The 24,886-nt window shown below is 71.2% G+C and carries 21 protein-coding genes; 5 read left to right on the top strand and 16 right to left on the bottom strand.

The annotated features are described in order from the left end of the window. Positions 1 to 116 precede the first annotated feature (116 nt). The 7 genes from pheT to infC all read right to left on the bottom strand — a co-directional run bounded on the left by pheT (position 117) and on the right by infC (position 7,595). Positions 117 to 2,627 carry a phenylalanine--tRNA ligase subunit beta gene (pheT, locus tag ACWGI2_RS36670; protein WP_453700182.1) on the bottom strand — a complete coding sequence of 837 codons (2,511 nt, stop codon included), beginning with the start codon at positions 2,625 to 2,627 and terminating at the stop codon, positions 117 to 119. Next, a complete protein-coding gene (pheS, locus tag ACWGI2_RS36665; protein ID WP_453399452.1) occupies positions 2,627 to 3,754 on the bottom strand; it encodes a phenylalanine--tRNA ligase subunit alpha in 1,128 nt (375 codons plus the stop codon). The genes pheT and pheS overlap by 1 nt, the downstream gene beginning before the upstream one ends. Positions 3,755 to 3,925: 171 nt before the next feature. Next, the gene (locus ACWGI2_RS36660) at positions 3,926 to 5,068 is read right to left on the bottom strand and encodes an ATP-binding protein (protein WP_453700180.1); all 1,143 of its coding nucleotides are present in this window, start codon (positions 5,066 to 5,068) and stop codon (positions 3,926 to 3,928) included. A gap of 55 nt (positions 5,069 to 5,123) precedes the next feature. Then, the gene (locus ACWGI2_RS36655) at positions 5,124 to 5,978 is read right to left on the bottom strand and encodes a TrmH family RNA methyltransferase (protein ID WP_453399450.1); all 855 of its coding nucleotides are present in this window, start codon (positions 5,976 to 5,978) and stop codon (positions 5,124 to 5,126) included. Between the two features lie 147 nt (positions 5,979 to 6,125). Beyond that, entirely contained in the window at positions 6,126 to 6,509 is a 384-nt protein-coding gene (gene rplT, locus ACWGI2_RS36650; protein WP_003970214.1) for a 50S ribosomal protein L20, read from the bottom strand. Between the two features lie 94 nt (positions 6,510 to 6,603). Continuing rightward, complete coding sequence (rpmI, locus tag ACWGI2_RS36645) at positions 6,604 to 6,798, bottom strand: 50S ribosomal protein L35 (protein WP_135330421.1); 195 nt, start codon at positions 6,796 to 6,798, stop codon at positions 6,604 to 6,606. 119 nt (positions 6,799 to 6,917) lie between these two features. Beyond that, positions 6,918 to 7,595, bottom strand: coding sequence for a translation initiation factor IF-3 (gene infC, locus ACWGI2_RS36640; protein ID WP_453399647.1), 678 nt, complete (start codon positions 7,593 to 7,595; stop codon positions 6,918 to 6,920). Between the two features lie 401 nt (positions 7,596 to 7,996). Here infC and ACWGI2_RS36635 point away from each other — a divergent pair, with 401 nt between their 5' ends. Next, a complete protein-coding gene (locus ACWGI2_RS36635) occupies positions 7,997 to 8,383 on the top strand; it encodes a DUF1844 domain-containing protein (RefSeq protein ID WP_160503909.1) in 387 nt (128 codons plus the stop codon). Between the two features lie 38 nt (positions 8,384 to 8,421). Here ACWGI2_RS36635 and ACWGI2_RS36630 read toward each other — a convergent pair whose 3' ends face one another. From ACWGI2_RS36630 to ACWGI2_RS36620, 3 genes are all read right to left on the bottom strand, one after another. Further along, positions 8,422 to 9,153 (bottom strand): SseB family protein, encoded by a 732-nt coding sequence (locus ACWGI2_RS36630; RefSeq protein ID WP_453700178.1) that lies wholly within the window; start codon positions 9,151 to 9,153, stop codon positions 8,422 to 8,424. A 408-nt stretch (positions 9,154 to 9,561) separates the two neighbouring features. After that, positions 9,562 to 10,743 carry a type VII secretion-associated serine protease mycosin gene (gene mycP / locus ACWGI2_RS36625; RefSeq protein ID WP_453700177.1) on the bottom strand — a complete coding sequence of 394 codons (1,182 nt, stop codon included), beginning with the start codon at positions 10,741 to 10,743 and terminating at the stop codon, positions 9,562 to 9,564. Then, positions 10,740 to 12,605, bottom strand: coding sequence for a hypothetical protein (locus ACWGI2_RS36620; RefSeq protein WP_453700175.1), 1,866 nt, complete (start codon positions 12,603 to 12,605; stop codon positions 10,740 to 10,742). Before ACWGI2_RS36620 ends, mycP begins: the two co-directional genes overlap by 4 nt. Positions 12,606 to 12,953: 348 nt before the next feature. Between ACWGI2_RS36620 and ACWGI2_RS36615 the strand changes: the two genes are divergently transcribed. After that, on the top strand, positions 12,954 to 14,156 hold the full coding sequence (locus tag ACWGI2_RS36615) for an amino acid deaminase/aldolase (protein WP_453700174.1): 1,203 nt from the start codon (positions 12,954 to 12,956) through the stop codon (positions 14,154 to 14,156). Positions 14,157 to 14,165: 9 nt separating this feature from the next. On the opposite strand, the gene ACWGI2_RS36610 is transcribed toward ACWGI2_RS36615, so the two are convergent. The 6 genes from ACWGI2_RS36610 to ACWGI2_RS36585 form a co-directional block, all read right to left on the bottom strand. Next, positions 14,166 to 15,125 carry a DUF2510 domain-containing protein gene (locus tag ACWGI2_RS36610; RefSeq protein WP_453700172.1) on the bottom strand — a complete coding sequence of 320 codons (960 nt, stop codon included), beginning with the start codon at positions 15,123 to 15,125 and terminating at the stop codon, positions 14,166 to 14,168. A gap of 45 nt (positions 15,126 to 15,170) precedes the next feature. Next, positions 15,171 to 16,484 carry a haloacid dehalogenase-like hydrolase gene (locus tag ACWGI2_RS36605; protein WP_453700171.1) on the bottom strand — a complete coding sequence of 438 codons (1,314 nt, stop codon included), beginning with the start codon at positions 16,482 to 16,484 and terminating at the stop codon, positions 15,171 to 15,173. A gap of 34 nt (positions 16,485 to 16,518) precedes the next feature. Then, entirely contained in the window at positions 16,519 to 17,811 is a 1,293-nt protein-coding gene (locus tag ACWGI2_RS36600; RefSeq protein WP_453700170.1) for a haloacid dehalogenase-like hydrolase, read from the bottom strand. A gap of 91 nt (positions 17,812 to 17,902) precedes the next feature. Continuing rightward, complete coding sequence (locus ACWGI2_RS36595; protein WP_453700168.1) at positions 17,903 to 18,682, bottom strand: 3-oxoacyl-ACP reductase; 780 nt, start codon at positions 18,680 to 18,682, stop codon at positions 17,903 to 17,905. Positions 18,683 to 18,688: 6 nt separating this feature from the next. Continuing rightward, positions 18,689 to 20,095, bottom strand: a complete 1,407-nt coding sequence (locus ACWGI2_RS36590; protein ID WP_453700167.1) for an aldehyde dehydrogenase family protein — start codon at positions 20,093 to 20,095, stop codon at positions 18,689 to 18,691. Between the two features lie 7 nt (positions 20,096 to 20,102). After that, on the bottom strand, positions 20,103 to 21,467 hold the full coding sequence (locus ACWGI2_RS36585; RefSeq protein WP_453399440.1) for a glutamine synthetase family protein: 1,365 nt from the start codon (positions 21,465 to 21,467) through the stop codon (positions 20,103 to 20,105). 77 nt (positions 21,468 to 21,544) lie between these two features. Between ACWGI2_RS36585 and ACWGI2_RS36580 the strand changes: the two genes are divergently transcribed. The 3 genes from ACWGI2_RS36580 to ACWGI2_RS36570 all read left to right on the top strand — a co-directional run bounded on the left by ACWGI2_RS36580 (position 21,545) and on the right by ACWGI2_RS36570 (position 24,608). After that, positions 21,545 to 22,291, top strand: coding sequence for a FadR/GntR family transcriptional regulator (locus ACWGI2_RS36580; RefSeq protein WP_453700165.1), 747 nt, complete (start codon positions 21,545 to 21,547; stop codon positions 22,289 to 22,291). 139 nt (positions 22,292 to 22,430) lie between these two features. After that, on the top strand, positions 22,431 to 23,876 hold the full coding sequence (gene eat, locus ACWGI2_RS36575; protein WP_453700163.1) for an ethanolamine permease: 1,446 nt from the start codon (positions 22,431 to 22,433) through the stop codon (positions 23,874 to 23,876). Between the two features lie 33 nt (positions 23,877 to 23,909). Beyond that, positions 23,910 to 24,608, top strand: coding sequence for a gamma-glutamyl-gamma-aminobutyrate hydrolase family protein (locus tag ACWGI2_RS36570; RefSeq protein ID WP_453399437.1), 699 nt, complete (start codon positions 23,910 to 23,912; stop codon positions 24,606 to 24,608). Positions 24,609 to 24,886 lie beyond the last annotated feature (278 nt).

Raw genomic sequence — 24,886 nt, 5'->3', positions numbered from 1 at the left:
CCGATCGGACCAGAGAGGGCTTACTTGTCACTCAAACGAGTGAAGGGCGTATCCGGAGGCCCGGATACGCCCTTCTTTGCGCCTCTTGTGCGCCTGGCGGCGACTACTGGCGGTGACTACGCTCCGCGCAGCACCGCGCCGGTCCGCTCGGCCGCCAGGGCGACGGCCGCGTCACGGGCCGCGGAGGCCTCGTCGACGGTCAGCGTGCGGTCGGCCGCGCGGAAGCGCAGCGCGTACGCGAGGGACTTCTTGCCCGCACCGATCTGCTCGCCGGTGAAGACGTCGAACAGGCGGATGGACTCGAGGAGTTCACCCGCGCCCTCACGCAGCACCTTCTCGACGTCGGCGGCGGGGACGCCCCCGTCGACGACGAGCGCGACGTCCTGCGTGGCGACCGGGAAGGTGGAGATCTTCGGACCCTGCGGGACACCGGCTCCGGCGTCCTCCAGACGGTCCAGGTCGAGCTCCATCGCGCAGGTGCGCGCGGGCAGACCGAGCGTCTTGACGACGCGCGGGTGCAGCTCGCCCGCGTACCCGATGACCTGCTCGGCGCCGTCGATCACGACGGCGAGCTCGGCGCACCGGCCCGGGTGCCACGGGCCGTACTGCCCCTGGCGCACGAGCAGTTCGGTGCCCGACTCGGCGGCGAGGGCGCGCGCGGCCTGGACCGCGTCGGCCCAATCGGCCGGACGGCCCTTGCCCCACCAGCCGGCCTGCTCGCGGGCGCCCGAGAGGACGACGGCGGCGTGCCGCGGCTGCACGGGGAGCGCCTCGGTCAGGGAGGCGATCTCCTCGTCCGTGGGTCGGCGGTCGACGGGAAGACGCACCGCGACGCGGGCTTCCTCACGCGGCTGGAAGACCAGGCCCGTCTCGAAGAGCGCCAGGTCGTGGCTGCCGCGGCCTTCGTTGCGGCGCAGCGCGCCGAGCAGCCCCGGCAGCAGCGTCGTACGAAGAGCGGGCTCCTCGTCGGAGAGCGGGTTGACCAGCTTCACGACCCTGCGCTTGGGGTCGCCGGGCTCCAGGCCCAGCTGGTCGAAGGCCTGCTCACCGATGAACGGGTAGTTCGGCGCCTCGACGAATCCGCTTCCGGCAAGGGCACGGCCGAACCGGCGGTGCAGCCGCTGCCGGTCGGTCAGGCCGCGGCCCGCGGGGGGCTTGGGCAGCGTCGACGGGAGGTTCTCGTACCCCTCGAGCCGGATGACCTCTTCGGCGAGGTCGTTCGGCTCGGCGAGGTCGGGACGCCAGGACGGCACGGTGACGGTCAGGGCGTCCTGGCCGTAGACGTCGCAGCCGACCTCCTGGAGGCGGCGCACGACGGTCTCGCGGCCGTACTCCACGCCGGCGACCTTGTCCGGGTGGTCGGCGGGCATGGTGATCGTGTGCGGCGCGGAGGGCGCGATGACCTCGGTGACCCCGGACTCGGCGGTGCCGCCCGCGAGCAGGACGAGGAGATCCACCGTGCGCTGCGCGGCGGCGGACGCGGCCTGCGGGTCGACGCCGCGCTCGAAGCGCTTGGCCGCCTCGGAGGGCAGCTTGTGGCGCCGGGCCGTGCGGGCGATGGAGATCGCGTCGAAGTGCGCGGCCTCGATGACGACGTCGGTCGTACCGGCGGCCTCTTCGTGGTCGGCGATCTCGGTGTTCGCGCCGCCCATGACGCCCGCGAGGCCGATCGGGCCGCGGTCGTCGGTGATGACCAGGTCCCCGGCGTCGAGGACGCGCTTGGCGCCGTCGAGCGTCGTGAACTTCTCGCCCTGCTCGGCACGGCGCACGCCGATGGTGCCCTGGATGCGGGAGCGGTCGTAGGCGTGCAGGGGCTGGCCGAGCTCCAGCATCACGTAGTTCGTGATGTCGACGGCGAGCGAGATCGGGCGCATGCCCGCCTTCTGCAGGCGGCGCCGCAGCCAGATCGGCGAGCGGGCCTCGGGCTTCAGGCCCGTGACCGTGCGCGCGGTGAAGCGGTCGCAGCCCATCGGGTCGGAGATCTTGACGGGGTAGCCGAGGGCGTTCGGCGCGGGCACGTCCAGGAGCGCCGGGTCGCGCAGCGGCAGGCCGTACGCGATGGCGGCCTCGCGGGCGACGCCGCGCATCGACAGGGCATAGCCGCGGTCGGGCGTGACGGCGATGTCCAGGACCTCGTCGACCAGTTCGAGCAGCTTGATCGCGTCGGTGCCGGCCTCGTGCTCGGGCGGAAGGACGATGATGCCGCCGCTTCCGTCGTCGCCCATGCCCAGCTCGTCGCCGGAGCAGATCATGCCGTGCGAGGTCTTGCCGTACGTCTTGCGCGCGGCGATCTTGAAGTCGCCGGGCAGGACGGCGCCGGGCAGCACGACGACGACCTTGTCGCCGACCGCGAAGTTGCGCGCGCCGCAGACGATCTCCTGCGGCTCGCCGGTGCCGTTGGCGGAGCCGACGTCGACGGTGCAGAAGCGGATGGGCTTCTTGAACTCCGTCAGCTCCTCGATGGTGAGGACCTTGCCGACGACCAGGGGGCCGGTGAGGCCGGCGCCGAGCTGCTCGACGGTCTCGACCTCCAGGCCGACCTCGATCAGCTTGGCCTGCACGTCACGGCCGGTCTCGGTGGCGGGGAGATCGACGTACTCCCGCAGCCAGGAAAGCGGGACCCGCATCAGATCTCCATCCCGAAGGGCCGGGTGAACCGGACGTCACCCTCGACCATGTCTCGCATGTCTTCGACGTTGTGGCGGAACATCAGCATCCGTTCGATGCCGAACCCGAAGGCGAATCCGCTGTACTTCTGGGGGTCGACGCCGCAGGCGGTGAGCACCTTCGGGTTGACCATGCCGCAGCCGCCCAGCTCGATCCAGCCCTCGCTGCCGCAGGTGCGGCAGGGGCGGTCGGGGTTGCCCACGGACTCGCCACGGCAGACGTAGCAGACCATGTCCATCTCGGCGGACGGCTCGGTGAACGGGAAGTAGTTCGGGCGCAGGCGGGTCTTCATGTCCGCGCCGAAGAGCGACTGGACCATGTGGTCCAGGGTGCCCTTGAGGTCGGCCATGGTCAGGCCCTCGTCCACGGCGAGCAGCTCGATCTGGTGGAAGACCGGGGTGTGCGTCGCGTCCAGCTCGTCCGTGCGGTACACACGGCCGGGGCAGACGATGTAGACGGGCGGCTCGCGGTCGAGCATCGCGCGGGCCTGCACCGGGGAGGTGTGGGTGCGCAGCACGACACCGGACTCGTCGCCCTCAGTACCCTTCGGGCCCTCGACGAAGAAGGTGTCCTGCATCTGCCGGGCCGGGTGGTCCGGGGTGAAGTTCAGGGCGTCGAAGTTGAACCACTCCGCCTCGACCTCGGGGCCCTCCGCGATCTCGTAGCCCATGGCGACGAAGACGTCCGCGACGCGCTCCATGAACGTGGTCAGCGGGTGCCTGGCACCGGCCGGGACGCGGTCGTACGGCAGCGTGACGTCCACTGCCTCCTCGACGAGCACCCGGGCGTCGCGCTCGGCCTCGAGCTCGGTCTGGCGGGCGGCGAGCGCCTTGCTGACCGCGCCGCGCGCCATGCCGACGCGCTTGCCGGCCTCGGCCTTGGCCTGCGGGGGCAGCGCTCCGATCTCGCGGTTGGCGAGGGCCAGCGGCGAGGTGCCGCCGGTGTGCGCGACCTTGGCCTCCTGGAGCTGTTCGAGGTCGCCCGCGGCGGCGAAGGCGGCGAGCGCCTCGTCCCGCATGCGCTCGATCTCTTCAGGTTTCAGTGCCTCGACCTCAACAGGGTCGTACGACTTGTTCGGTGCCGACATCTCTTCCCGTGCTTCCGGTTGGCTGGTGATGGTCCCCGTCTACGACTCGGAGACGAATCGTCCACAGATCAGGGACGCAAACGTGCCAAGGATCGAGTCTAACGGGGGTGACGCAGGTGAATGAGCCCGCGGGCGGTGCTCGGGCGGATCAAGGACTGATCGGTGAGGGGATCAGAGGAGATACGCCGGAGTGCCCACAGGCAACGTAAATCGGAACTGGGCGCCGCCACCGGGCGCGCGGCCGACGGTGATCGTCCCGCCGTGCGCTTCCACGATGCCCTTCACGATGTACAAGCCGAGTCCCGTCCCGCCGCGCTTGCTGCCCCGCCAGAAGCGGGTGAAGACACGGCCCATCGATTCCTCCGGAATGCCGCTTCCCTCGTCGCTCACGGTCACGGCCGTCTCGGCCCCGCCCCGCTCGCGCGGGGACGACGAAGGTGCCACGTCGATGGTGACGGTTCCCTCGCCGTGCCGCACCGCATTTTCCAGCAGGTTGCTGAGCACCTGGTCGATCTTGTCGGGGTCGGCCCAGAGGTCGGGCATGGGCTGCTGTATCCGCACGAGGAAGCGGTCGGCGTCCTGGCCTGATGCGACATGGGCCTGGATGTGGCGGCCGACGGCGGCACCGATGTCGACGGGCTGACGGCGCAGTTCAAGCCGCCCGGAGTCGATGCGGGAGATGTCGAGGAGCTCGGCGATGAGCCGCGTGACGCGGTTGGCGTCGGCGTCCACCGTCTCCAGCATGAGCTTCTTCTGGTCGTCGGTGAACCGCTCCCACTTGGCGAGGAGCGTCGCCGTGAAGCCCTTCACGGAGGTGAGGGGCGAGCGGAGCTCGTGGGCGACGGTGGCGATCAGCTCCGCGTGGCTGCGCTCGGTGCGGCGGCGGGCCTCGGTGTCGCGGATGGAGACGACGACGCGGCGGACGGGGCCGGTGGGCGCGGTGCGCACGTAGCGCGCGGAGACGAGGACCTCACGCCCGCCGGGGAGCAGGAGATTGCGCTCGGGCTGTGCGAAGCGGGTGGCAAGGCCGCCGTACGGATCGGTCAGCTGCCACCAGCGGCGGCCTTCGAGGTCTTCTAAAGGAAGGGCCCGCTCCAGCGGCGCGCCGAGGGCCTCGTCGGCGTGCACCGCGGTGATGCGTACGGCCGCGGCGTTGAAGCAGATGACCTGACCCGTCTCGTCCGCGACGACGAGGCCGTCGGGCAGGTCGTCCGGGTCGACACCGAGGCAGCCGAGGTCACCGAGGGCGCCATGGTCCGCGCGAGTGGACAGGATGTCCTGTACTCCCGGTGATCTGCTCGTGCCGATGCTCATTCCCCGTACCCCACCTCTCGGACCGGCGCAGGAGGCCTCCGAGCCCGTCACCCTACTAGCTGGGAGTGACGGAACGGCACCCTCCAGCCGCACGCTGTGCACGGGCGGAGGCATAGAGGCACACGGCCGCCGCCGTCGCGAGGTTGAGGCTTTCGGCTCTGCCGTGGATCGGAACGCGCACCACGGCGTCGGCGAGTGCGCGGGTCTCCTCCGGGAGCCCCCAGGCCTCGTTGCCGAAGACCCAGGCGGACGGCGTGCCCATGGTGCCCTTGTCGAGCTCGTCGTCGAGGTCGTCCTCGCCCGCTCCGTCGGCGGCCAGGATGCGTACGCCCGCGTCCTTCAGCCCCTGGACGGCCCGCTCGACGGGTACGCCGACGGCGACGGGCAGGTGGAACAGCGAACCGACCGACGCGCGCACGCACTTGGGGTTGTAGAGGTCCACGGAGGCGTCCGTCAGGACGACGGCGTCGGCCCCCGCCGCGTCGGCACACCGCAGTACGGTGCCGGCGTTCCCGGGGTCACGGACGTGCGCGAGGACGGCGACCAGCTTGGGCCGGGCGGCGAGGATGCTGTCGAAAGGGGTGTCGATGAACCGGCAGACACCGACGAGCCCCTGCGGCGTGACGGTCGTGGAGATGTCGGCGATGACGTCCTCGTCGGCGAGGTGCACCCGGGCCCCCGCGGCACGGGCCTCCCCCACGATGTCGGCGTAGCGCTCGGCGGCCTCGACGGTGGCGAACAGCTCGACGAGGGTGTCGGCTGTGTCCCCGTACGCGGCGGCCTCCCGCACGGCCTGCGGCCCCTCGGCGAGAAACAGCTGCTCCTTCCCCCGAAAGTTCCGCTTGGCCAGCCGCCGGGCGGCGCTGACGCGGGGCGACTTGGGGGAGATCAGCTCGGGGCTGGCAACCATGTAATTCACCTCGGAGAGAGCGCCCGTCAGGGGCGCGGGGAACTGCGCGACCAGCCCAATGCGGCCCGCGGTCGACGGACAACGGACGCAATCGGACCCGCAAGCCACAGGCTTGCGGGTCCGATCACGTTCAAGCTCAGCGCAGCGTCAGGCGGCCTTCGGGGCGTTGACGTCGCTCGGCAGAGCCTTCTGCGCAACCTCGACGAGCGCGGCGAACGCGTTCGCGTCGTTGACGGCGAGCTCCGCGAGGATCTTGCGGTCCACCTCGATGTTGGCGGCCTTCAGACCCTGGATGAGGCGGTTGTACGTCATGCCGTTCTGGCGGGCAGCGGCGTTGATGCGCTGGATCCACAGCTGACGGAAGTCGCCCTTGCGCTTCTTGCGGTCGTTGTAGTTGTAGACCAGGGAGTGGGTGACCTGCTCCTTGGCCTTGCGGTACAGGCGCGAGCGCTGACCGCGGTAGCCGCTGGCGGCTTCGAGGATCGCCCGACGCTTCTTGTGGGCGTTGACTGCCCGCTTGACGCGTGCCACTTGTTAACTCCTTGTAGCGGGGCCGTGGTTGGACTCACACGACCCGGTATCGATTGGGTCCCGGTCAGAGTTCAGGCGCGGTGTGCGCCTGGACTCACTTGCCGAGAAGCTTCTTGATCTTCTTGGCGTCGCCCGGGGCCATCTCGGCGTTGCCGCTGAGGCGACGCGTCAGACGGGACGACTTGTGCTCGAGCAGGTGGCGCTTGCCGGCGCGCTCACGGAGCACCTTGCCGGAGCCGGTGATCTTGAAGCGCTTGCTGGCACCGCTGTGCGTCTTGTTCTTCGGCATAGCGCCGTTCTCTCCTCGTCAGTGGCACTCCCTGCCGTTTCCGGTTCCTGCGAACCGGAGGCAGGGAGCGTCAGATGTATCGATAGTCACCAGGGCGCGCGTGGGAGGCGCGTCCCGGATCAGGCCTCTGCGGGCTCCTCGGCGGGCGCCTCGGCCTCAGCGGCGTCCTCGGCGGAAGCCTTGTCGGCCTCCTCCGCGACGGCGTTCTGCGAGCGGCCCGGGTTGGCCTTCGCGTCCGCCTTGCGGACCGCCTGGGCCTCGCGAGCCTCGGCCATGGCTTCGGTCTTCTTCTTGTGCGGACCGAGGACCATGATCATGTTTCGGCCGTCCTGCTTCGGGTTCGACTCGATGAACCCGAGGTCTTCGACGTCGTTCGCGAGACGCTGCAGCAGTCGGTAGCCGAGCTCCGGCCTGGACTGCTCGCGACCACGGAACATGATCGTGATCTTGACCTTGTCGCCCTGCTTGAGGAACCGGACGACGTGACCCTTCTTGGTGTCATAGTCGTGCGGGTCGATCTTCGGCCGGAGCTTCATCTCCTTGATGACCGTGTGCGCCTGGTTCTTGCGCGCCTCACGGGCCTTCATGGCCGACTCGTACTTGAACTTCCCGTAGTCCATGAGCTTGCACACGGGCGGGCGGGCAGTCGCCGCCACCTCGACCAGGTCGAGGTCGTACTCCTGTGCGAGCTCCAGGGCCTTGGCAAGCGGAACAATCCCGACCTGCTCGCCGCTGGGACCGACAAGTCGCACCTCGGGAACGCGAATCCGGTCGTTGATGCGGGGCTCGGCGCTGATGGATCCTCCTCGGTAGCACCACGCGGCGGTCTGGCGGACAGCCGCGTTACGTCTGTTATCTCGACCAACCGAGTGAGTACATAAAAAATGCCCCAACCGATCACAGGAAGGGGCTCCATTACTACCGGAGCACCTCCGCGGTGATCGCGGGGCGCATCTCGGGCCTGCCGTAGTCTCGGGGACTGCGGCCGCCTGACCGGTGACCCGCCGCTCCGGGGAGCGACCAGGTGGGAAGCGGAGCCTCCACTTGTGGGCCGGGTCTCTGCGTGGCACGCGAGTGTCCGGCCGGTCGTTACACAAGGTTAGCAGGTCCGCGGGGGTGGGGCTAACCGACGGTGCCGAACGGTCCTCGCGGACTCCCCCGGCGTACTCCCGGTGGGGCTCCGCATATCGTATGGGACATGAGCGACGCGACCCCCACCCCCGAGTCCGCCACCGGCTCGGCCCCCGATTCCCCCGACTTCGACACCCTGACCCGTGACATCGCGGACGTCCCCGCGGTCGAGGTGATCACCACGGTCGCCGTCCACCTGATGAGCGCCGCGGCCGTGAACCTCGGACTCGCCGAGGGCGGCGAGGGCCACAAGGACCTCGACGAGGCCCGCAAGCTGATCCACTCGCTCGCCGGTCTGATGGACGCGAGCGCCACGGAGATCTCCTCTTTCCACGCGGCCCCGCTGCGCGACGGCCTGAAGTCGCTGCAGCTGGCCTTCCGTGAGGCGTCCGATGTGCCGGACGAGCCGGGCCAGGGCCCGGGCGAGAAGTACACGGGCCCGGTCTTCGGCTGAGGACTCACATGGGTACGTGATTCACGGACGTACGTAATTCACGGACGTACGTAGAAGGGCTCGCCCGGTGGCGTCGCCTCGGCAGGCAGCAGTGCCAGGTCGAGGCCGCTCACCAGGCGGGCCCTCAGTGTTTCGTCGGCCGCGATGTGCCGGGCGACGCGCTGGGCGGCTTCGGCCGGGTCCGCCGAGGGGTCGATGACGAGCGCGAGGGTGCCGTCCGCGGTGCCCGCACCGAGGTAGGCGCGCAGAACGGCGGGCTCGGCGGCGACGGACGCGCGCACGGCGGCCGTGACGGCGGGGTCGGCGAGCGGGTCCCGGGTGTGGCGGCCCTCGGAGAGGGCGATGAGGGCGGGCCGGTTGATCTCGTAGGGGACGGGTCCCGCGAGGTCGAGGACGATCGTGTCGGCCTGCTCGTGCGCGGCGGCCTGGAGCGCCTGGTGCAGGGGGACGGCGACGGGCCGGGCCTCCGGGTCCCACAGGGCGAGGGCCTGGGTCGAGGTGAACGCGGGCAGCGCCTTGCGGTCGCCCGCCTTCAGGGTGGGCACGGCCATGTCGCTGGACTTCTCGCGGCGCAGCCCGTTCTCGTCCTCCTCGACCTCGCCGAGCACGGCGACGACGGGGACGAGCAGCCGAGCACCCGTGAGCGCCTCCAGGACGGGGCCGTGAGCCGTGCGGTCCTCGGCCCAGGCAGCCAGGGCCGTGGTGAGCCGGGGATCACCGGACCCGTCGTCATCGGAGAAGCCGGGGTCCGGGATGTTCTTGTTCGCCACGGCCCTGAGCCTATCGACCGCGGCCCGGCCCTTATCGGGCGGTGCCGGGACGGGCCCCGGCGGCGGCCACGCCAGGGATGGACCGCCGCGACCAGAAGCACCACGCCAATACCGCCCGCGACCGGGCCCCACCCAGCCGACGGGGCTGCCGTCGTCCCTGTCCGCTACGGTCCAGCCCCTGCCACCGTGGCCCAACCCGTCGGCGCGAGGCTGCCGTCGCCCCCATCCACCACGGCCCCACCCCTACCGCACAGAGCCCCGACCGCTCCCCCGACGCCCCGCCAGAGAGAGACCGCCGCGACCAAAAGCGCCGCGCCAGTGGCGCCCGCCGCCGAGACCCACCCAGCCGACGAGGCTGCCATCGCCTTCGTCCGCCACGGTCCAGCCCCCGCCACCGTGACCCCATCCCTACCTCACAGAGCCCCGACCGCTCCCCCGGCGCCCGCGCCACAGGTACACCGCCGCCACCAAGAGCGTCACGCCAATGCCGCCCGCCACCGGGCCCACCCAGCCTGCGGGCCCTCCGTCGTCCCCGGCCGCGTCCGGGCCCGGGCCGAAGTACTTCTTTGCGTACGCCGCCGACTTCAGTCCGTCCGGCTTCTTCTTGCCGCCCTCGGCGATCGCGGCCGCCGGGTCGATGAAGCCGAAGCCGTGTGAGTCGTCGCGGCCGCCGCTCGGTACGTCGCGGGCGGTGTCCTCCAGGAGCTGCTTGATCTGGGGCGGGGTCAGGCCGGGGTGGGCGGCGCGGATGAGGGCGACGGCGCCGGAGACGAACGCCGACGCGGCGCTGGTGCCCCAGCCTTCGTAGTACTCCCGGTCGGGGTCGGCGATGACGATGTCCTTGCCGGGGGCACTGACCGTGGCGTACCAGCGGCGGGTGGAGAAAGAGGCACGGTCGCCGCTCTCGTCGACGGCGGTGGCGGCGATGACGCCGGGATAGGCCGCGGGGTACGAGATGTGGTCGCCGCGCTCGCCGCCGTTGCCCGCCGACGCGACGACGACGGCACCCTTCTTCAGGGCGTACTGGACGGCGGCGTCCTCGGCGGGCTCCGGGTGGGCGGACTTGGAGTCGTCGCCCAGGGAGAGGTTGATGACGTCGGCGCCGTGGTCGGTGGCCCAGCGGATGCCGTCGGCGAGGGCGTTGCCCCGGGTGTTGCGGGCCTTCGTCCTGTCCGGGTCCCCGTCCTCCAGGATTACGCGGATCGGCAGGATCTTGGCCTCGGGCGCGATGCCGAGCACGCCGTCCCCGCGGCCCTCGCCGTGTCCGTGACCCGCGATGATGCCGGCCATGGCGGTGCCGTGCCGGGCCCAGGGGCGGTCGCCCTTCTTCGCGCCGAAGCCGACCATGTCCTTGCCTTCGAGGACGCTGCCGGCGAGGTCGGGGTGCTCGCCGTCTATGCCGGTGTCCAGGACGGCGACGGTGATGCCCTTGCCCTTGGTGGTCTGCCAGGCCTGGCTCGTGTGCATGGCGTCGAGGGCCCACTGCTGGGCGCGTATGCCGTCGTCGGCGTGGGCGGTCGCGGGCAGGAGGGCGAGCGACGCGGCGAGGGCGGCGACGAAGGCGGCGACGACCGGCTGACGGGTTCTCATGAGGGCTTCTCCGTGGCCGCGATGGTCTTGCGAAGGCGCCGCTCCACGCGATCGGCGATGCCCTTCGCCTCGTGGCCGAGACCCGCCTGGGCGGGGGCGGAGGTGGCGGAGGTCTTCATGGCCTCGTCGGCGGGCTCCGGTTCGGTGACCGCGCGGCCGTCGGCGAAGCCGGAGACGGAGAAGGCGACGACGGGGGCGTCCGGCAGCACGGACACGGTCCAGGAGGCGCGCTGGGCGTCGCCGAAGTCGGCGGCGGGGGTGCCCTTGGCCGCGTACGGCCGTGGCATGAGGTCGGGGCGCCGGTCGAGGCCCTCCTCCGTGAAGCGGGTGCGCAGCGAGCGCATCGCGTCGGCGTCGGCCTTGGTGAACAGCAGGCCCACGGTGGTGACATGGCTGCGGGTCGCGTCCGTGTACGTGGCGCGCAGCAGCCGGAGGCAGCCCGCGGGGGCGAGCGCCTTGCGCAGGAGGGGGTCGAAGGCGCTCTTGCAGTGGGAGTCGGGGGCGACGGCGACGCGGGTCCAGGTGCGGTCGGCTCCGCCGGGTCCGGCGCCCTCTCCCTTGATCGTGGCAGGGAAGAGCTGGTCGACGGGCACGCTGTGCCAGAGCTCGCCCGCCACGGCGTACGCGCTCCGCGTGGCGCCCGTCCCTTCGGAGCCCCCGGTCAGCCAACTCCCGGTGGCCGCGCCCGCGATGAGCCCGAGGCCGAGCACGACACAGGCAGCCGCGGCGGTCACGCGGGGCTGCACCCAGGTGCGGACGGGACGCAGCCGGGTGGTGCTGTCGTCGTACAACGCGGGCCGGGCGAACGAAACGAAGGGCCGCCCGGCTCCGGGGCCGGGGGTGAGATCGACGGCACCAACCGCACGGCGGGCGGCGGCCGTTCGGGGGGAAGGGGCGGGGGCGGGGGCGGGCGTGGATATGGGCTTGGGGGTGCGGGCATGTGCGTGGGCGGGAGAGACCGCAGGGACGGAGATCCTGCTCTCACCGCTGGACAGAGGGGCCGCGGCGGGCGGAGCGGCCGACGCGGACGGGAGCCGCGCGTCACGCCCGTCCCGCACCTCAGCCGCATCGACGGACGCACGGGGTACGGAGTCGGGCACGTCCCAGAGCTCAGGCGTCCCCACGGACGCACCGGGTACGGAGCCAGGCGTGGGGCCGGGTTCCGCAGCGGGGCCCGCAGACCTGAGCCGCGTGCCGGGCGCGTCCCAGAGCTCAGGCGTCTCACCGGACGTACCGGGCACGGAGTCAGGCGCGGGGCCGGGTCCCGGAGCGGGGTCCGCAGACTTGAGCCGCTTGGCCGGACTGTCCCAAGGCTCAGCTGCCTCCACGGACTCGCCGGGTACGGGGCCGGGTTCCGGAGCGGGGTGTGCGGAGTTGGGGCGCGTGGCCGGACTGTCCCGACGGTCAGCCTTCTCTGGCGACGCGGCTGCGGGGTCGGGCACGGGTATGCCCGCCGTCATCGGCTCCGAGAACGGCACAGGTTCCGCCAGCCGTCCCGGGGCCGACGACGGCACCGGAGGCATCGGAGGGCGCAGGGGGTATTCCGCCTCCGCATCCGGGGCGCCCACGCGCGGCGGGGCAGCAGGCAGCGGCGGGGGCGGAACAGCATCCGGGGCGGTGGGCTCCGAGGGACGCGCGCGCGTCCCTGTCGTCGTTGACGGCGGGGCGTCGGGGAAGCGCGCCGACGCGGGCGGCGGGGGCGGCGACTCCTGAGCCCCGGCGGCCGCGTCGCCCGCGATATCCGCGTCGCCCGCGTTGTCCGCCCTGTCCAGGTTGTCCTGGTTGCCTGCGTATCCCGCGTCGTTCGCGTCCAGTGCCACCGACCGCCCCGGCATCCGCACCCGGTCGAAGGGTGCGAGCAAGTCCCCCAGGACGGAGTCCCTGTCAGCGTCGGCTGACGATGGCGATGGCGATGGCGAGTCCTCCGGCGCCGGATCGGCGGCCGTCTGCGGACGCACGTCCGGGAAGCGGGCCGACGGAGCGGGAGGGGGCAGGGACGAGGGCGGGCCCGGCGGTGGGGGTGGAGTCGTGGGACGTGGCGGGACTGGGGCCCGTCGCGCTTCCGTGCCCATGCACCCCCCGTTTCCTCGCTCTTCTGCGCGTAACTCTAAGGGCAGATTCCGGTCGTGCGGGAACCAGTCCTGGGCCCCGGGCGATCTGCCCGGATCATCCCCCTACCCTCGGGTAATCCCGTCTGGCAGGCTTCGGCCATGACCTCCCGTGCAGCAGACCGGGCCCGCTACGACCGGGCCACCGCACACCTCGACGCCCCCGTCGCGATCGTCGATCTGGAGGCATTCGACGCCAATGCCGACGACCTCGTGCGCCGGGCCGGCGGAAAGCCGATCCGCCTCGCGAGCAAGTCCGTGCGCTGCCGGGCCCTGCTCGAACGTGTCCTGGCCCGCGACGGCTTCGCCGGGATCATGTCCTTCACGCTCGCCGAGTCCCTGTGGCTCGCGCGGTCCGGGTTCGACGACGTCCTGCTCGCCTATCCCTCGGCCGACCGCGCCGCCTTCGCCGAGCTCGCCGCCGACCCGAAGCTCGCGTCCTCGGTGACGGTGGTGATCGACGACCCCGCGCAGCTGCGGCTCATCGACGAGGCCAGGAACGGCGGGCGCGAAGAGGTGCGGGTCTGTCTGGAACTGGACACCGCCTACAAGGTCCTCGGGGGGCGGGTAAGGATCGGCGCGCTGCGGTCGCCCCTGCACTCCCCCGTCCAAGTCGCCGCCCTCGCCCGCGCCGTGGCCCGGCGGCCCGGCTTCAGGCTCGTGGGCGTGATGGCGTACGAAGGTCATGTGGCGGGGGTGGGTGACGCGGTCGCCGGTCATCCCGCGCGCTCCCGGGCGATCCGGCTGATGCAGGCCGCCGCCCGCAAGGAACTCGTGGCGCGGCGGGCCGAGACCATCCGCGCGGTGCGGGCGGTCGCGCCGGACCTGGAGTTCGTCAACGGCGGTGGCACCGGCAGTGTGCAGCACACCGCGGCCGAGCGGGCGGTGACCGAGATCGCCGCGGGGTCGGGCCTGTACGTACCGCGGCTCTTCGACAACTACACATCGTTCAGCGGGCGTCCGGCCGCGCTGTTCGCCCAGCCCGTCGTGCGCCGCCCCGGCGCGGGCACCGTGACCGTGCTCGGCGGCGGCTACCCCGCCTCGGGTGCCGCGGGCCCCGACCGCTCCCCGGTGCCGTACCTCCCGGAAGGCCTGCGCTACGACCCGCAGGAAGGCGCGGGCGAGGTGCAGACGCCGCTGCTCGGCGCGCCCGCCGACGACCTGTCGATCGGCGACAAGGTGTGGTTCCGGCACGCCAAGGCCGGGGAGATGTGCGAGCGGTTCGACGCGCTGCACCTCGTCGAGGGCGACCGCGTGACGGCTACCGTCCCGACGTATCGCGGCGAGGGCCACACCTTCCTCTGAGGAGCCCCATCAGGGCGGCGTCGCGTCCACGCTGTTGCCCACGCCGCCGCTGGTCTCTCCGCCGCCGACCGGGCGGATCCCCTTGGTGATCTCGTCCATGTCGGAGAGCGGCGGCGCGCCTTCGCCGGTCCGCGCGTCGATCGCGAAGCGGACGATCACCATCGCCTCGGATCCGACGCTGGAAGGGAAGGCCAGCGACTGGACGTACCCGCCGGGGCCCTTCTCGGTGCGGACCCGCCAGCGCACGAGGTAACCGGAGCGGCCCGCGACCGCGACGGTCCCCTCCTTGACCTTCTCGTGGCTCGCGATGCCGCCGAAGGGCTGCATGCCGACCTTGTCCTCGTCGTACGCACGGTCGGCCGCGTCCTTGATGTCCCTGAGCGCCAGTGCCTTGGGCGAGCGCTCGTCGGTCGCGGTCGACGTGCGTGAGTACACCGTGCCGTGGCGGCAGAGGCTGCCCTCGCCGGGGCAGTCGTAGGTGTCCGGGGTGCGGACGGTCGGATCGCCGCCGACCGTGCTGTCGGCCTTCTCCCAGCCGTCGGGTACGGGGAGCGTGATGCCGTTGAGCTGGTCGACGAGGGTGGAGGGGTCGGGGTCGGGCGCCGATGTGGTCGGGGTCGGCGAGGTCGGTGACGGCGGGTCCACCGGCTCCGACGTGCCGGGCACGGGGGCCTCGACCTGCGGCTCGCCGTCGTCCTCGCCCAGGAGCACCACGCCGGTGACGATCGAGGCGACCAGGACGACCCCGGCGGTGGCCAGCGCCACCACCTTGGCCCGGCCGCCTCCGCCGGAACCCGTCGGCCGCACCGGCTGCGGCGGGCCGAACCCCGGCTGCGCCTGGCCCATTTGGGGCGCTTCGGGCGCACGCCGGTGCTCGGTCCACGCGGACCCGTCCCACCAGCGCTCGACGTGCTGTGCGGGCGGGGCCGACGGGTCCGGGTACCAGCCGGGAGGGGGCGACATGCTCATCCCGGCACTCTAGGACGTGCCGTGAAGATCAGAACAGCCGGACAGTCAGAACACCGCGTCCTCCTGATCGGGCACCACCGAGCCGTCGTCGCGCAGGACCGGGCCCTTGCTGCCGTCCGGTGCGTTGTACGCGGCCGTCGAGCACGGGTAGAGGTCCGGCTTCTGCTTCATGGGCTCGATGAACATGGGGTTCACGACCCAGCGGCCGTCCGCGTTGTCGTACGCACGGCACATGAACTCGTTCTTCTCGCGGTTCAGGACGAGATGGGCGCCCGTGGCGTCGCCGACGAACGTCACGTCCGTGTCGGCGTCGCCGCCGCCGAGCGCGATGCGGTGGGCCCGGTCCTGCTTGTCCCAGGCCGACTTGCCCTTGACGCCGAAGATCTCCTGGTTGATCCAGCAGCGCTTGCCGTCGATGTACGGGATGGCCTCGCCCTTGTTCACGGGGACGTTGCCGCAGCCTTCGTTCCAGGGCGTGATCCGGCCCTTGCGGTCGAGGACGGAGCGGATGGCGATGGTGTGCTCGCGGTCGATGCCGACGCTCTTCGACCACACCTCGGTCACGGGCTCCGAGCCCGCCGAGACGATGTAGACGTCGAACCCGGCCTTCTTGAGCGTGCGGATGAGGTCGCGCTGCTGGTCGTAGTAGCGGGCGTAGCCGGGGATGGTGTGCGTGCCGACGGTCTGGGTGGCGCCGACGGGGGCGGCCAGCGCCTCCTTGCGGGCCTTCGCGGCGTAGGACTCCAGTTCGGGGATGGTGTGTCCGGCGAAGAGCTGGGGCACCCAGGCGTACTGCGGGACGGTGTGCCGGTGGTCCCACTTCCCCGCGAAGGCGGCCGCGCCGCTCATCGTCTTCCCGTCCTCGCGGACCTCGAAGATCTCATCCGCGCAGTCGGTGTCGGTGGAGGTGGGCAGCGGCTTGCCGACCGGCACCTTCGTGCCGCATGCCTGGGTGAGCGCCTTGTCGGCGTCGTCCGTCATCCACTTGCTGGTGGACTTCCAGGTGGCGGGACGCAGGATCTTGTCGTGGTGCAGGGCCCAGGCGATCGTCGCGTCGGTGATGTCGTTCTTGACGACGGTGTTGTCCCAGTCGAAGGCGGCGACGGGACGCTTCTGGTCGTGAGGGGCGTGCCCCCGGTGGGAACCGCAGCGTCCGCGCTCGTCGATCATCCGCTGGAGCCGGTCACGGTTGTCGCCGAACCAGGTCAGCTTCTTGGACAGCTGCGGGCAACGGGCCTTCGCAGCGGCGGAGTTCGGGGAGTTCGCGGGCGTGGCGGCGGCCGCGGGGAGCGACGCGGGCACGGCTGCCAGAGTGGCGGCCGTGGCCAGCGTCAACGCCAAGGCATGTCTGTTGCGCATGCGCATGGACCGTACATCAATCTTCCGTGCCAGGTCAGGCCCCATGCACCGTGTCCTTCTGGTCGGGGATCACGGACCCGTCGGCGCGGCGCACGGGCCCTTCCTCGCCGTTCCGTTCGGTGTAGCCGGTGCTCGCGCACGGGTACGGCTCGGCAAGCTTGCCCTTGGGCTCGATGAACATGGGGTTCACCAGCCAGCGGCCGTCGCCGTTGTCGTAGGCGCGGCACATCAGCTCGTTCTTGTTGCGGTTCAGGACGAGGCGCAGAGCCGTGGCGTCGCGCAGGAAGGAGATGTCGGTGTCGGAGTCACCGGCCGCGAACACCTGGCGCTGGGCTGCCGGTTGGACCTTCTCGGCGGCCGCGCCCCGGACCCCGTAGATCTCCTGGTTGATCCAGCAGCGCTTGCCGTCGATGTACGTGATCATCGAGTCGTCGCCGTCCTTGACGGTGCCGCAGCCCTTGAGATGGGCCGTCAGCTTCCCGTGTGCGGCGACGTTGCGGATGCCGATGGTGTGACGGGCGTCGACGCCGACGCTCTTCGCCCACACCTCGGCGACCGGCTCGGGTGACGCGGAGACCACGTAGACGTCGAATCCGGCCTTCTTGAGGGTGCGGATCAGGTCGCGCTGCTGGTCGTAGTAACGGACCCAGCCGGTGAACTCGCCGCTGCCGACGCGCTGTTCGGTGCCGATGGGCGCGGCGAGGTTCTCCTTGCGGGCCGCGGCGGCGAAGCCCTTGACCTGGTGGGTGGACCAGCCGCGGGTGAGCTGGGCGAGCCAGGCGTACTGGGGTTCCATGCGGCGGTGGTCGAAGCCGGCGAAGGCCGTGTCGCCGCCGGTGGTCGTGCCCTCGCTGTAGACGGAGGCGATCTCGTCGGCGCAGTCCGTGTCGCGGCGCGTGGGGAGGGTGGCGCCGTCGGCGGGGCAGGCCTTGGCGAGGGCCTTGGCCGCCGGGTCGGTGAGATAGCGGCTCGTGGTGTGCCAGTCGGTGTTCTTCGGCGTACGTATCTTGCTGTTGCGCAGGAGCCAGAACATGGTGGCGTCGCCGACGTCGTTCTTGATGACCGTGTTGTCCCAGTCGAAGGTGGCGACGCGCTTGGCCGCGCCTCGGCCGTGGCGCTCGCCGCACTTCCCGTACGTATCGATCATCTTCTGAAGCCTGGCCTTGTTCTCGCCGTACCAGCCCTTGCTGACGGTGAGCGAGGGGCAGTCCTTCGGCCGGGACTGCACGGGCTGGGTTGCTTCCGCGGTGGCCTGGACGGTGACGAGACCGGCTCCGGCGACGGCGATCACTGCTGCTGCCGCGGCGGCGCGGCGCTTGAAGTTCACGAACACACTCCCGTGTTTACGCAGGTCAGCCGGGCGTCGTGCGACGCCCGGCTGACGGGTGGGTGGCTTCGGGGTGAACTGCTCGCGGTGCCTACAGCGGGGTGACGTACGCCCCGGTGAGACCGCCGTCGACCAGGAAGTCGGTGGCGTTCACGAACGAGGAGTCGTCGCTGGCGAGGAACGCGACGGCGGCGGCCATCTCCTCGGCCTCGGCGAAACGGCCCACGGGGATGTGGACGAGGCGGCGCGCCGCCCGCTCAGGGTCCTTGGCGAAGAGCTCCTGGAGGAGCGGGGTGTTGACCGGGCCGGGGCACAGCGCGTTCACGCGGATGCCCTCGCGGGCGAACTGCACGCCCAGCTCGCGGGACATCGCGAGGACGCCGCCCTTGGAGGCGGTGTACGAGATCTGGGATGTCGCCGCGCCCATCCTCGCCACGAACGACGCGGTGTTGATGATGGAGCCCTTGCCCTGGCGCCGCATGTAGGGGATGGCGGCCTTGCAGCACAGGTACACGGAGGTGAGGTTGACCTCCTGGACGCGCTTCCAGGCCTCCAGGCCCGTGTCCAGGATGGAGTCGTCGTCGGGCGGCGAGATGCCCGCGTTGTTGAAGGCGATGTCGACCGAGCCATAGGTGTCGTACGCGGTCTTGAAGAGCGCGTCGACCTGCTCGGCGTCGGTGACGTCGACCTTGACGAAGGTACCGCCGACCTCTTCGGCCGCGGCCTTGCCCGCGGTCTCGTCGATGTCGCCGCAGACGACGTGCGCGCCCTCGGAGGCGAGGCGGCGCGCGGTGGCGAGGCCGATGCCGCTGCCGGCGCCGGTGATGACGGCGGTGCGGCCGACGAGGCGGCGGCAGATGTTCTCTGACATAGGGCTTCAGGCCTCCGTGCTTTCCGGGCTGGTGCTTTCCGTGCTGATGAAGACGTTCTTGGTTTCCGTGAAGGCTGCGAGCGCGTCCGGGCCGAGCTCGCGGCCGAGTCCGGACTGCTTGTAACCCCCGAACGGGGTCCAATAGCGCACGCTGGAGTGTGAGTTGACGGACAGGTTCCCGGCCTGGACGGCTCCGGAGACCCGCAGGGCGCGGCCCACGTCCCGTGTCCAGATGGATCCGGAGAGGCCGTACTCGGTCGCGTTGGCGAGGCGGATCGCGTCGGCCTCGTCGTCGAAGGGGAGGACGACGGCGACCGGTCCGAAGACCTCCTCGGTCGCCACCGGCGAGGCGGCGTCGACGTCGGTGAGGAGCGTCGGCGGGAACCAGAAGCCGGGCCCTTCGGGGGCGGTGCCATGGATTCCGGTGCCGGAGGGTACGTACGAACGCACCCGTTCCAGCTGGGACTTGGAGATCAACGGGCCCATCTGGGTCTTCTCGTCGGACGGGTCGCCGACGACGACCGACTCGACCGCGGGCCGCACGATCTCCAGGAAGCGTTCGTACACCGACCGCTGGACGAGGATGCGGGTGCGGGCGCAGCAGTCCTGGCCGGAGTTGTCGAGGTACGACATCGGGGTGGCGAGGGCGGCGGCCTCCACGTCCGCGTCGGCGAAGACGATGTTCGGGCTCTTGCCGCCGAGTTCGAGCGTCAGGCGCTTCACGCGGTCGGCGCACTTGGCCATGATCCGCTTGCCGACGCCCGTGGAGCCGGTGAACACGATCTTGGCGACGCCGGGGTGCTCGACCAGGGCGTTGCCCGCGACGCCGCCGGCGCCGGGCAGGACCTGGAAGAGGCCTTCGGGAAGGCCTGCCTCCAGGGCGAGTTCGGCGAGGCGCAGCGCGGTGAGCGGGGTCGTCTCGGCGGGCTTGAGGATGACCGCGTTGCCTGCCGCGAGCGCCGGGGCGGTGCCCCAGGCGGCGATCGGCATCGGGAAGTTCCAGGGCGCGATGACGCCGACGACCCCGAGGGGTTCGAGGATCGTGACGTTCAGGCCGCCGGGCACCGGGATCTGACGGCCGCTCAGCCGCTCCACTCCCCCGGCCGCGAAGTCCAGGAGGTCGCGGACGTTGCCCGCCTCCCAGCGCGCGTTGCCGATGACGTGGCCGGCTTCGCGCACCTCCAACTGGGCGAGTTCTTCCAGGTGTTCGTCGACGGCCACCGCGAAGCGGCGGAGCAGGCGGGCGCGGTCGGCGGGGGCGGTGGCCGCCCACTTGGCCTGTGCCCTGGTCGCGCGTACGACAGCGGCATCGACGTCCTGCGGGGTGGCGGCGGGGACGGTCGCGATGACCTCTTCCGTCGCCGGGTTCAGTACTTCGAGATTCTGTGCGTCGAGATTCCGTGCGTCGGGCAAGGGTGCCTCACATGCGTTCGAAGGAGCGGCGGAGCTCCCAGTCGGTCACCGCGGAGTCGAAGGCGTCCAGCTCGACCCGGGCCATGTTGCTGTAGTGCGCGACCACCTCGTCACCGAAGGCGGCCTTGGCGATGGGGCTGTTCTCCCAGAGCTCGGCGGCCTCGCGCAGGGTGGTGGGGACGTGCGCGTAGTCGCCGGTGTAGGCGTTGCCGGTGCACTCGTCGGGCAGTTCCAGCTTCTGCTCTATGCCGTGCAGACCGGCGGCCACGAGTCCGGCGACCGCGAGGTGCGGGTTCACGTCGCCGCCCGGGAGGCGGTTCTCGAAGCGCATCGAGCGGCCGTGGCCGACGACGCGCAGGGCGCAGGTGCGGTTGTCGTAGCCCCAGGCGGCGGCGGTCGGCGCGAAGGAGCCGGGGCGGAACCGCTTGTACGAGTTGATGTTGGGCGCGTAGAGCAGCGAGAACTCCCTGAGCGCGGCCAGCTGCCCGGCCAGGAAGTGCCGCATGACGGGCGACATGCCTCCGGGCCCGTCACCGGCCATGACGTTGGTGCCGTCCGCGTCGGCGAGCGAGAGGTGAATGTGACAGGAGTTGCCCTCGCGCTCGTTGTACTTGGCCATGAAGGTGAGCGAGACACCTTCATGGGACGCGATCTCCTTGGCGCCGGTCTTGTAGATGGCGTGCTGGTCGCAGGTGACGAGGGCGTCGTCGTAGCGGAACACGATCTCGTGCTGGCCCGGGTTGCACTCGCCCTTGGCCGACTCGACGACGAGTCCGGCGGCCGCCATGTCGTTGCGGATGCGGCGAAGGAGCGGCTCGATGCGTCCCGTGCCGAGCACGGAGTAGTCGATGTTGTACTGGTTGGCCGGGGTGAGGGCCTTGTAACCCGCGTCCCAGGCCTGCTCGTAGGTGTCCTTGAAGACGATGAACTCCAGCTCCGTGCCGACGTTGGCGGTGTAGCCGAGTTCGGCGAGCCGGTCGAGCTGGCGGCGCAGGATCTGGCGGGGCGCGGCCACGACGGGCGACGAGTCGTTCCAGGCGAGGTCCGCGATGAGCATCGCGGTGCCTTCGTTCCAGGGGACGCGGCGCAGGGTGGTCAGGTCGGGGTGCATGGCGAAGTCGCCGTAGCCGCGGTCCCAGGAGGACATCGCGTAACCCTCGACGGTGTTCATCTCCGCGTCGACGGCCAGGAGGTAGTTGCAGCCCTCCGTGCCGTGTTCGAGGACGTCGTCGAGGAAGAACTGGGCGGCGAACCGCTTGCCCTGGAGCCGCCCTTGCATATCGGGGAAGGCCAGGACGACAGTGTCGATCTCGCCGCTCGTGACGAGAGCACGCAGCTCCTCGATCCCGAGCGGGGGTGTGCGGTCTGCCACGGGAAAATCCTCCTTGGGTCAGCCGAGAGCCATAAGGTATTGCCGAGAACCATTGATTGGGAAGGGGGTACGGCCAGATGTCGCACACGGATGCCGACGACGCGGGCGCCGCGACCGATGACCGGCTGACGCCGGTGCTTCGTCCCGTACGCGCGGGCAACGGCTTCGAGGAGGCCCTGGAGCAGATCCTCCAGGTCGTACGCCTCGGCCTGGTGCCCGGCGGCGAACGCCTGCCGTCGGAGCGGGAGTTGGCCGACCGCCTCGGCATCAGCCGCGTGACGCTGCGCGAGGTCCTGAAGGTGCTCCAGGACCAGGGCCTCGTCGAGTCGCGGCGGGGCAGGTACGGCGGCACGTTCGTGCGCCCGCGCCCCGAGGCGGCCGGCGAGGACGAGCTGCGGCGGCGTGTGGCGGACGTCGACGTCGAGGACGCGCTGCGGTTCCGCGAGGTCCTGGAGGTGGGGGCGGCCGGGCTCTGCGCGGCGCACGGCCTGAGCGACGAGCAGCGCGAGCGGCTGCGCACGGCGCTCGCGCAGACCCACGAGGCGCCGCTCTCCGAGTACCGCCGCCAGGACACGCTGCTGCACCTGACCCTCGCCGAGCTCTGCGGCTCCCCCTCGCTGACCGCGCAGTACGCGGCGGTCCGCGCGACCGTCAACGACCTCCTGGACTGCATCCCGCTCTTGGTACGGAACCTGGAGCATTCGCAGCGCCAGCACACCGCGCTCGTCGAGGCGGTGCTCGACGGGGACGCGGACGGTGCGCGGGAGATGATGCGCGAGCACTGCGGCGGTACGGCCGCCTTGCTGCGGGGTTTTCTGACATAAGGGGCGGGGTGAGCGGTGATTAACGGTGACGTAACGCAGGGGTCTTGATTTCTCGCGGGTCACACGGCAAAGGTATGGATCCGTTCCATTGAGTCGCCAACCGCCTTCCGCAGTGCCGCCGCCGCTTAGGAGCCGTGCCATGACCGTGGAGTCCCCCAAGACGAGTACCGCCGAGCCGGCGGACGACTATCTGGAGCGAAGAACGCTGCGCCGGGGCAGCGCGGGCTGGCTGCTGCTCACCGGCCTCGGTGTCGCGTATGTCGTCTCCGGCGACTTCTCGGGCTGGAACTTCGGCCTGGCGGAGGGCGGATTCGGCGGCCTCGCGATCGCCATGGCGCTCATGGGCGTGATGTACGCCTGCATGGTGTTCTCGCTGGCGGAGCTGTCGTCGGTGCTGCCCACGGCGGGCGGCGGCTACGGCTTCGCGCGCCGGGCGCTGGGCCCGTGGGGCGGCTTCCTCACCGGGACGGCGATCCTCATCGAGTACATCCTGGCGCCGGCCGCGATCTCCATCTTCATCGGCGACTACGTCGAGTCGCTCGGCCTGTTCGGCCTGACCTCGGGCTGGCCGGTGTATCTGGCCTGCTTCGTCGTCTTCATCGGCATCCACCTGTGGGGCGTCGGCGAGGCGCTGCGCTTCAGCTTCGTCGTCACGGGCATAGCGGTGGCGGCGCTGCTCGTCTTGGCGGTCGGCGCGTTCATGGACTTCGACGCGTCGAAGCTGAACGACATCGCGGTGGACACGGAGGCCTTCGGCTCCAACTCCTGGCTCCCGATGGGGTTGTTGGGCATCTGGGCGGCGTTCCCGTTCGGCATGTGGTTCTTCTTGGGCGTGGAGGGCGTGCCGCTGGCGGCCGAGGAGACCAAGGACCCGGCGCGCACGCTGCCGCGCGCGATCCGCTGGTCGATGGCCATCCTGATCGTCCTCGCGCTCCTCACGTTCTTCGCGTCGGCCGGGGCGCGCGGCGCGGACGCGATCCAGGACGCGGGCAATCCGCTGGTGGAGGCGTTGCAGCCGGGCGGTGAGGCGACGGCGCTGAGCCGCATCGTCAACTACGCGGGTCTGGCCGGCCTGGTGGCGTCGTTCTTCTCTCTGATCTACGCGGGCTCGCGCCAGCTCTTCGCCCTGTCGAGGGCGGGCTACCTGCCGAGGTTCCTGTCCCTGACGAGCAGCCGCAAGGCGCCGTACCTGGGCCTGCTCGTCCCCGGGGCGATCGGCTTCGGCCTGGCGGCGGCGACCGGGGACGGGGCGCGGATGCTGAACGTGGCGGTGTTCGGGGCGACCATCTCGTACGCCCTGATGTCGCTGTCGCACATCGTGCTGCGCCACAGGGAGCCGGGCCTTGAGCGGCCGTACCGGACGCCGGGCGGCATGCTGACCTCGTCGGTGGCGCTGATCCTTGCCTGCTCGGCGCTGGTCGCGACGTTCCTGGTGGACGTGACGGCGGCGTTGATCGCGCTCGCGGTATATGTGGTGGCGATCGCGTACTTCGGGATCTACAGCCGGAAGCGGCTGGTGGCGCGGGCGCCGGAGGAGGAGTTCGCGGCGCTGGCCGCCGCGGAGGCGGAACTGGAACGGGACTGAGCGCGAGCGCGACGGAGCATGAGGGAGACGAGGGTGAGCGAGACCACCGGCAGGCCGCTGATCGGTGTCAGCACGTACCTGGAGTCGAAGGCGAGGTGGGGCGTGTGGGAGCTGCCCGCGGCGCTGCTCCCCGCCGGCTACCCGCGCCTGGTGCAGGCGGCGGGCGGACTTACCGCGATGCTTCCGCCGGACGATCCTTCGTACGCCGATGCTGTCGTCGCCAGGCTGGACGGCGTGGTCATCGCGGGTGGCCCCGATGTCGATCCTTCCCGTTACGGCTCGGAACGTGAGGAGCGTACGGGCCCACCGGCGCGGGAGCGGGACGCGTGGGAACTCGCGCTGATCGAGGCCGCGTTGGCGTCGGGGACGCCGCTGCTAGGCATCTGCCGGGGCATGCAGCTGCTCAATGTGGCGCTGGGCGGGACGCTGGTGCAGCACCTGGAGGGGCATGTGGAGGCGGTGGGCGTCTTCGGGACGCACGAGGTGAAGCCGGTGCCGGGCACGCTCTACGCGTCCATCGCGCCGGACGCGTCCGCCGTGCCCACGTACCACCACCAGGCGGTGGACCGCCTCGGCAGGGACCTGATCGTGTCGGCCCACGCGGAGGACGGCACGGTGGAGGCGGTGGAACTGCCGTCCCCGGGCTGGGTGCTTGGCGTGCAGTGGCACCCGGAGATGGGTGAGGATCTCCGGGTCATGTCAGCGCTGGTCGGGGCCGCTGCTCGGCCTTGAGCGTGAGGCTGGCGGGGGCTTCGGGGGGCGGGGGCTCTGCCTGAACCCCGGTGGATCGCGCCGCGGGGGTTCGCCCTCCGGCCGGGGGTAGACGTCCCGCCACCGGCTCCCCGCACCCCCGGGTATCCCCTCCGGCAGGACCTCTCCCACCCACCCACCCGATCCCCCGGCGCGCACCCCGCGCCGGCCCGCGGCCTTACCCACCCTGCAGGGCAGAAACCGCAACGCCACTCTCGCCTCAGGCAGGACCTTTCCCACCCACCCACCCGTTACCCCCG

Source organism: Streptomyces sp. NPDC054866, assembly GCF_053610745.1.
This window is presented reverse-complemented; position numbering and strand designations above follow the sequence as displayed.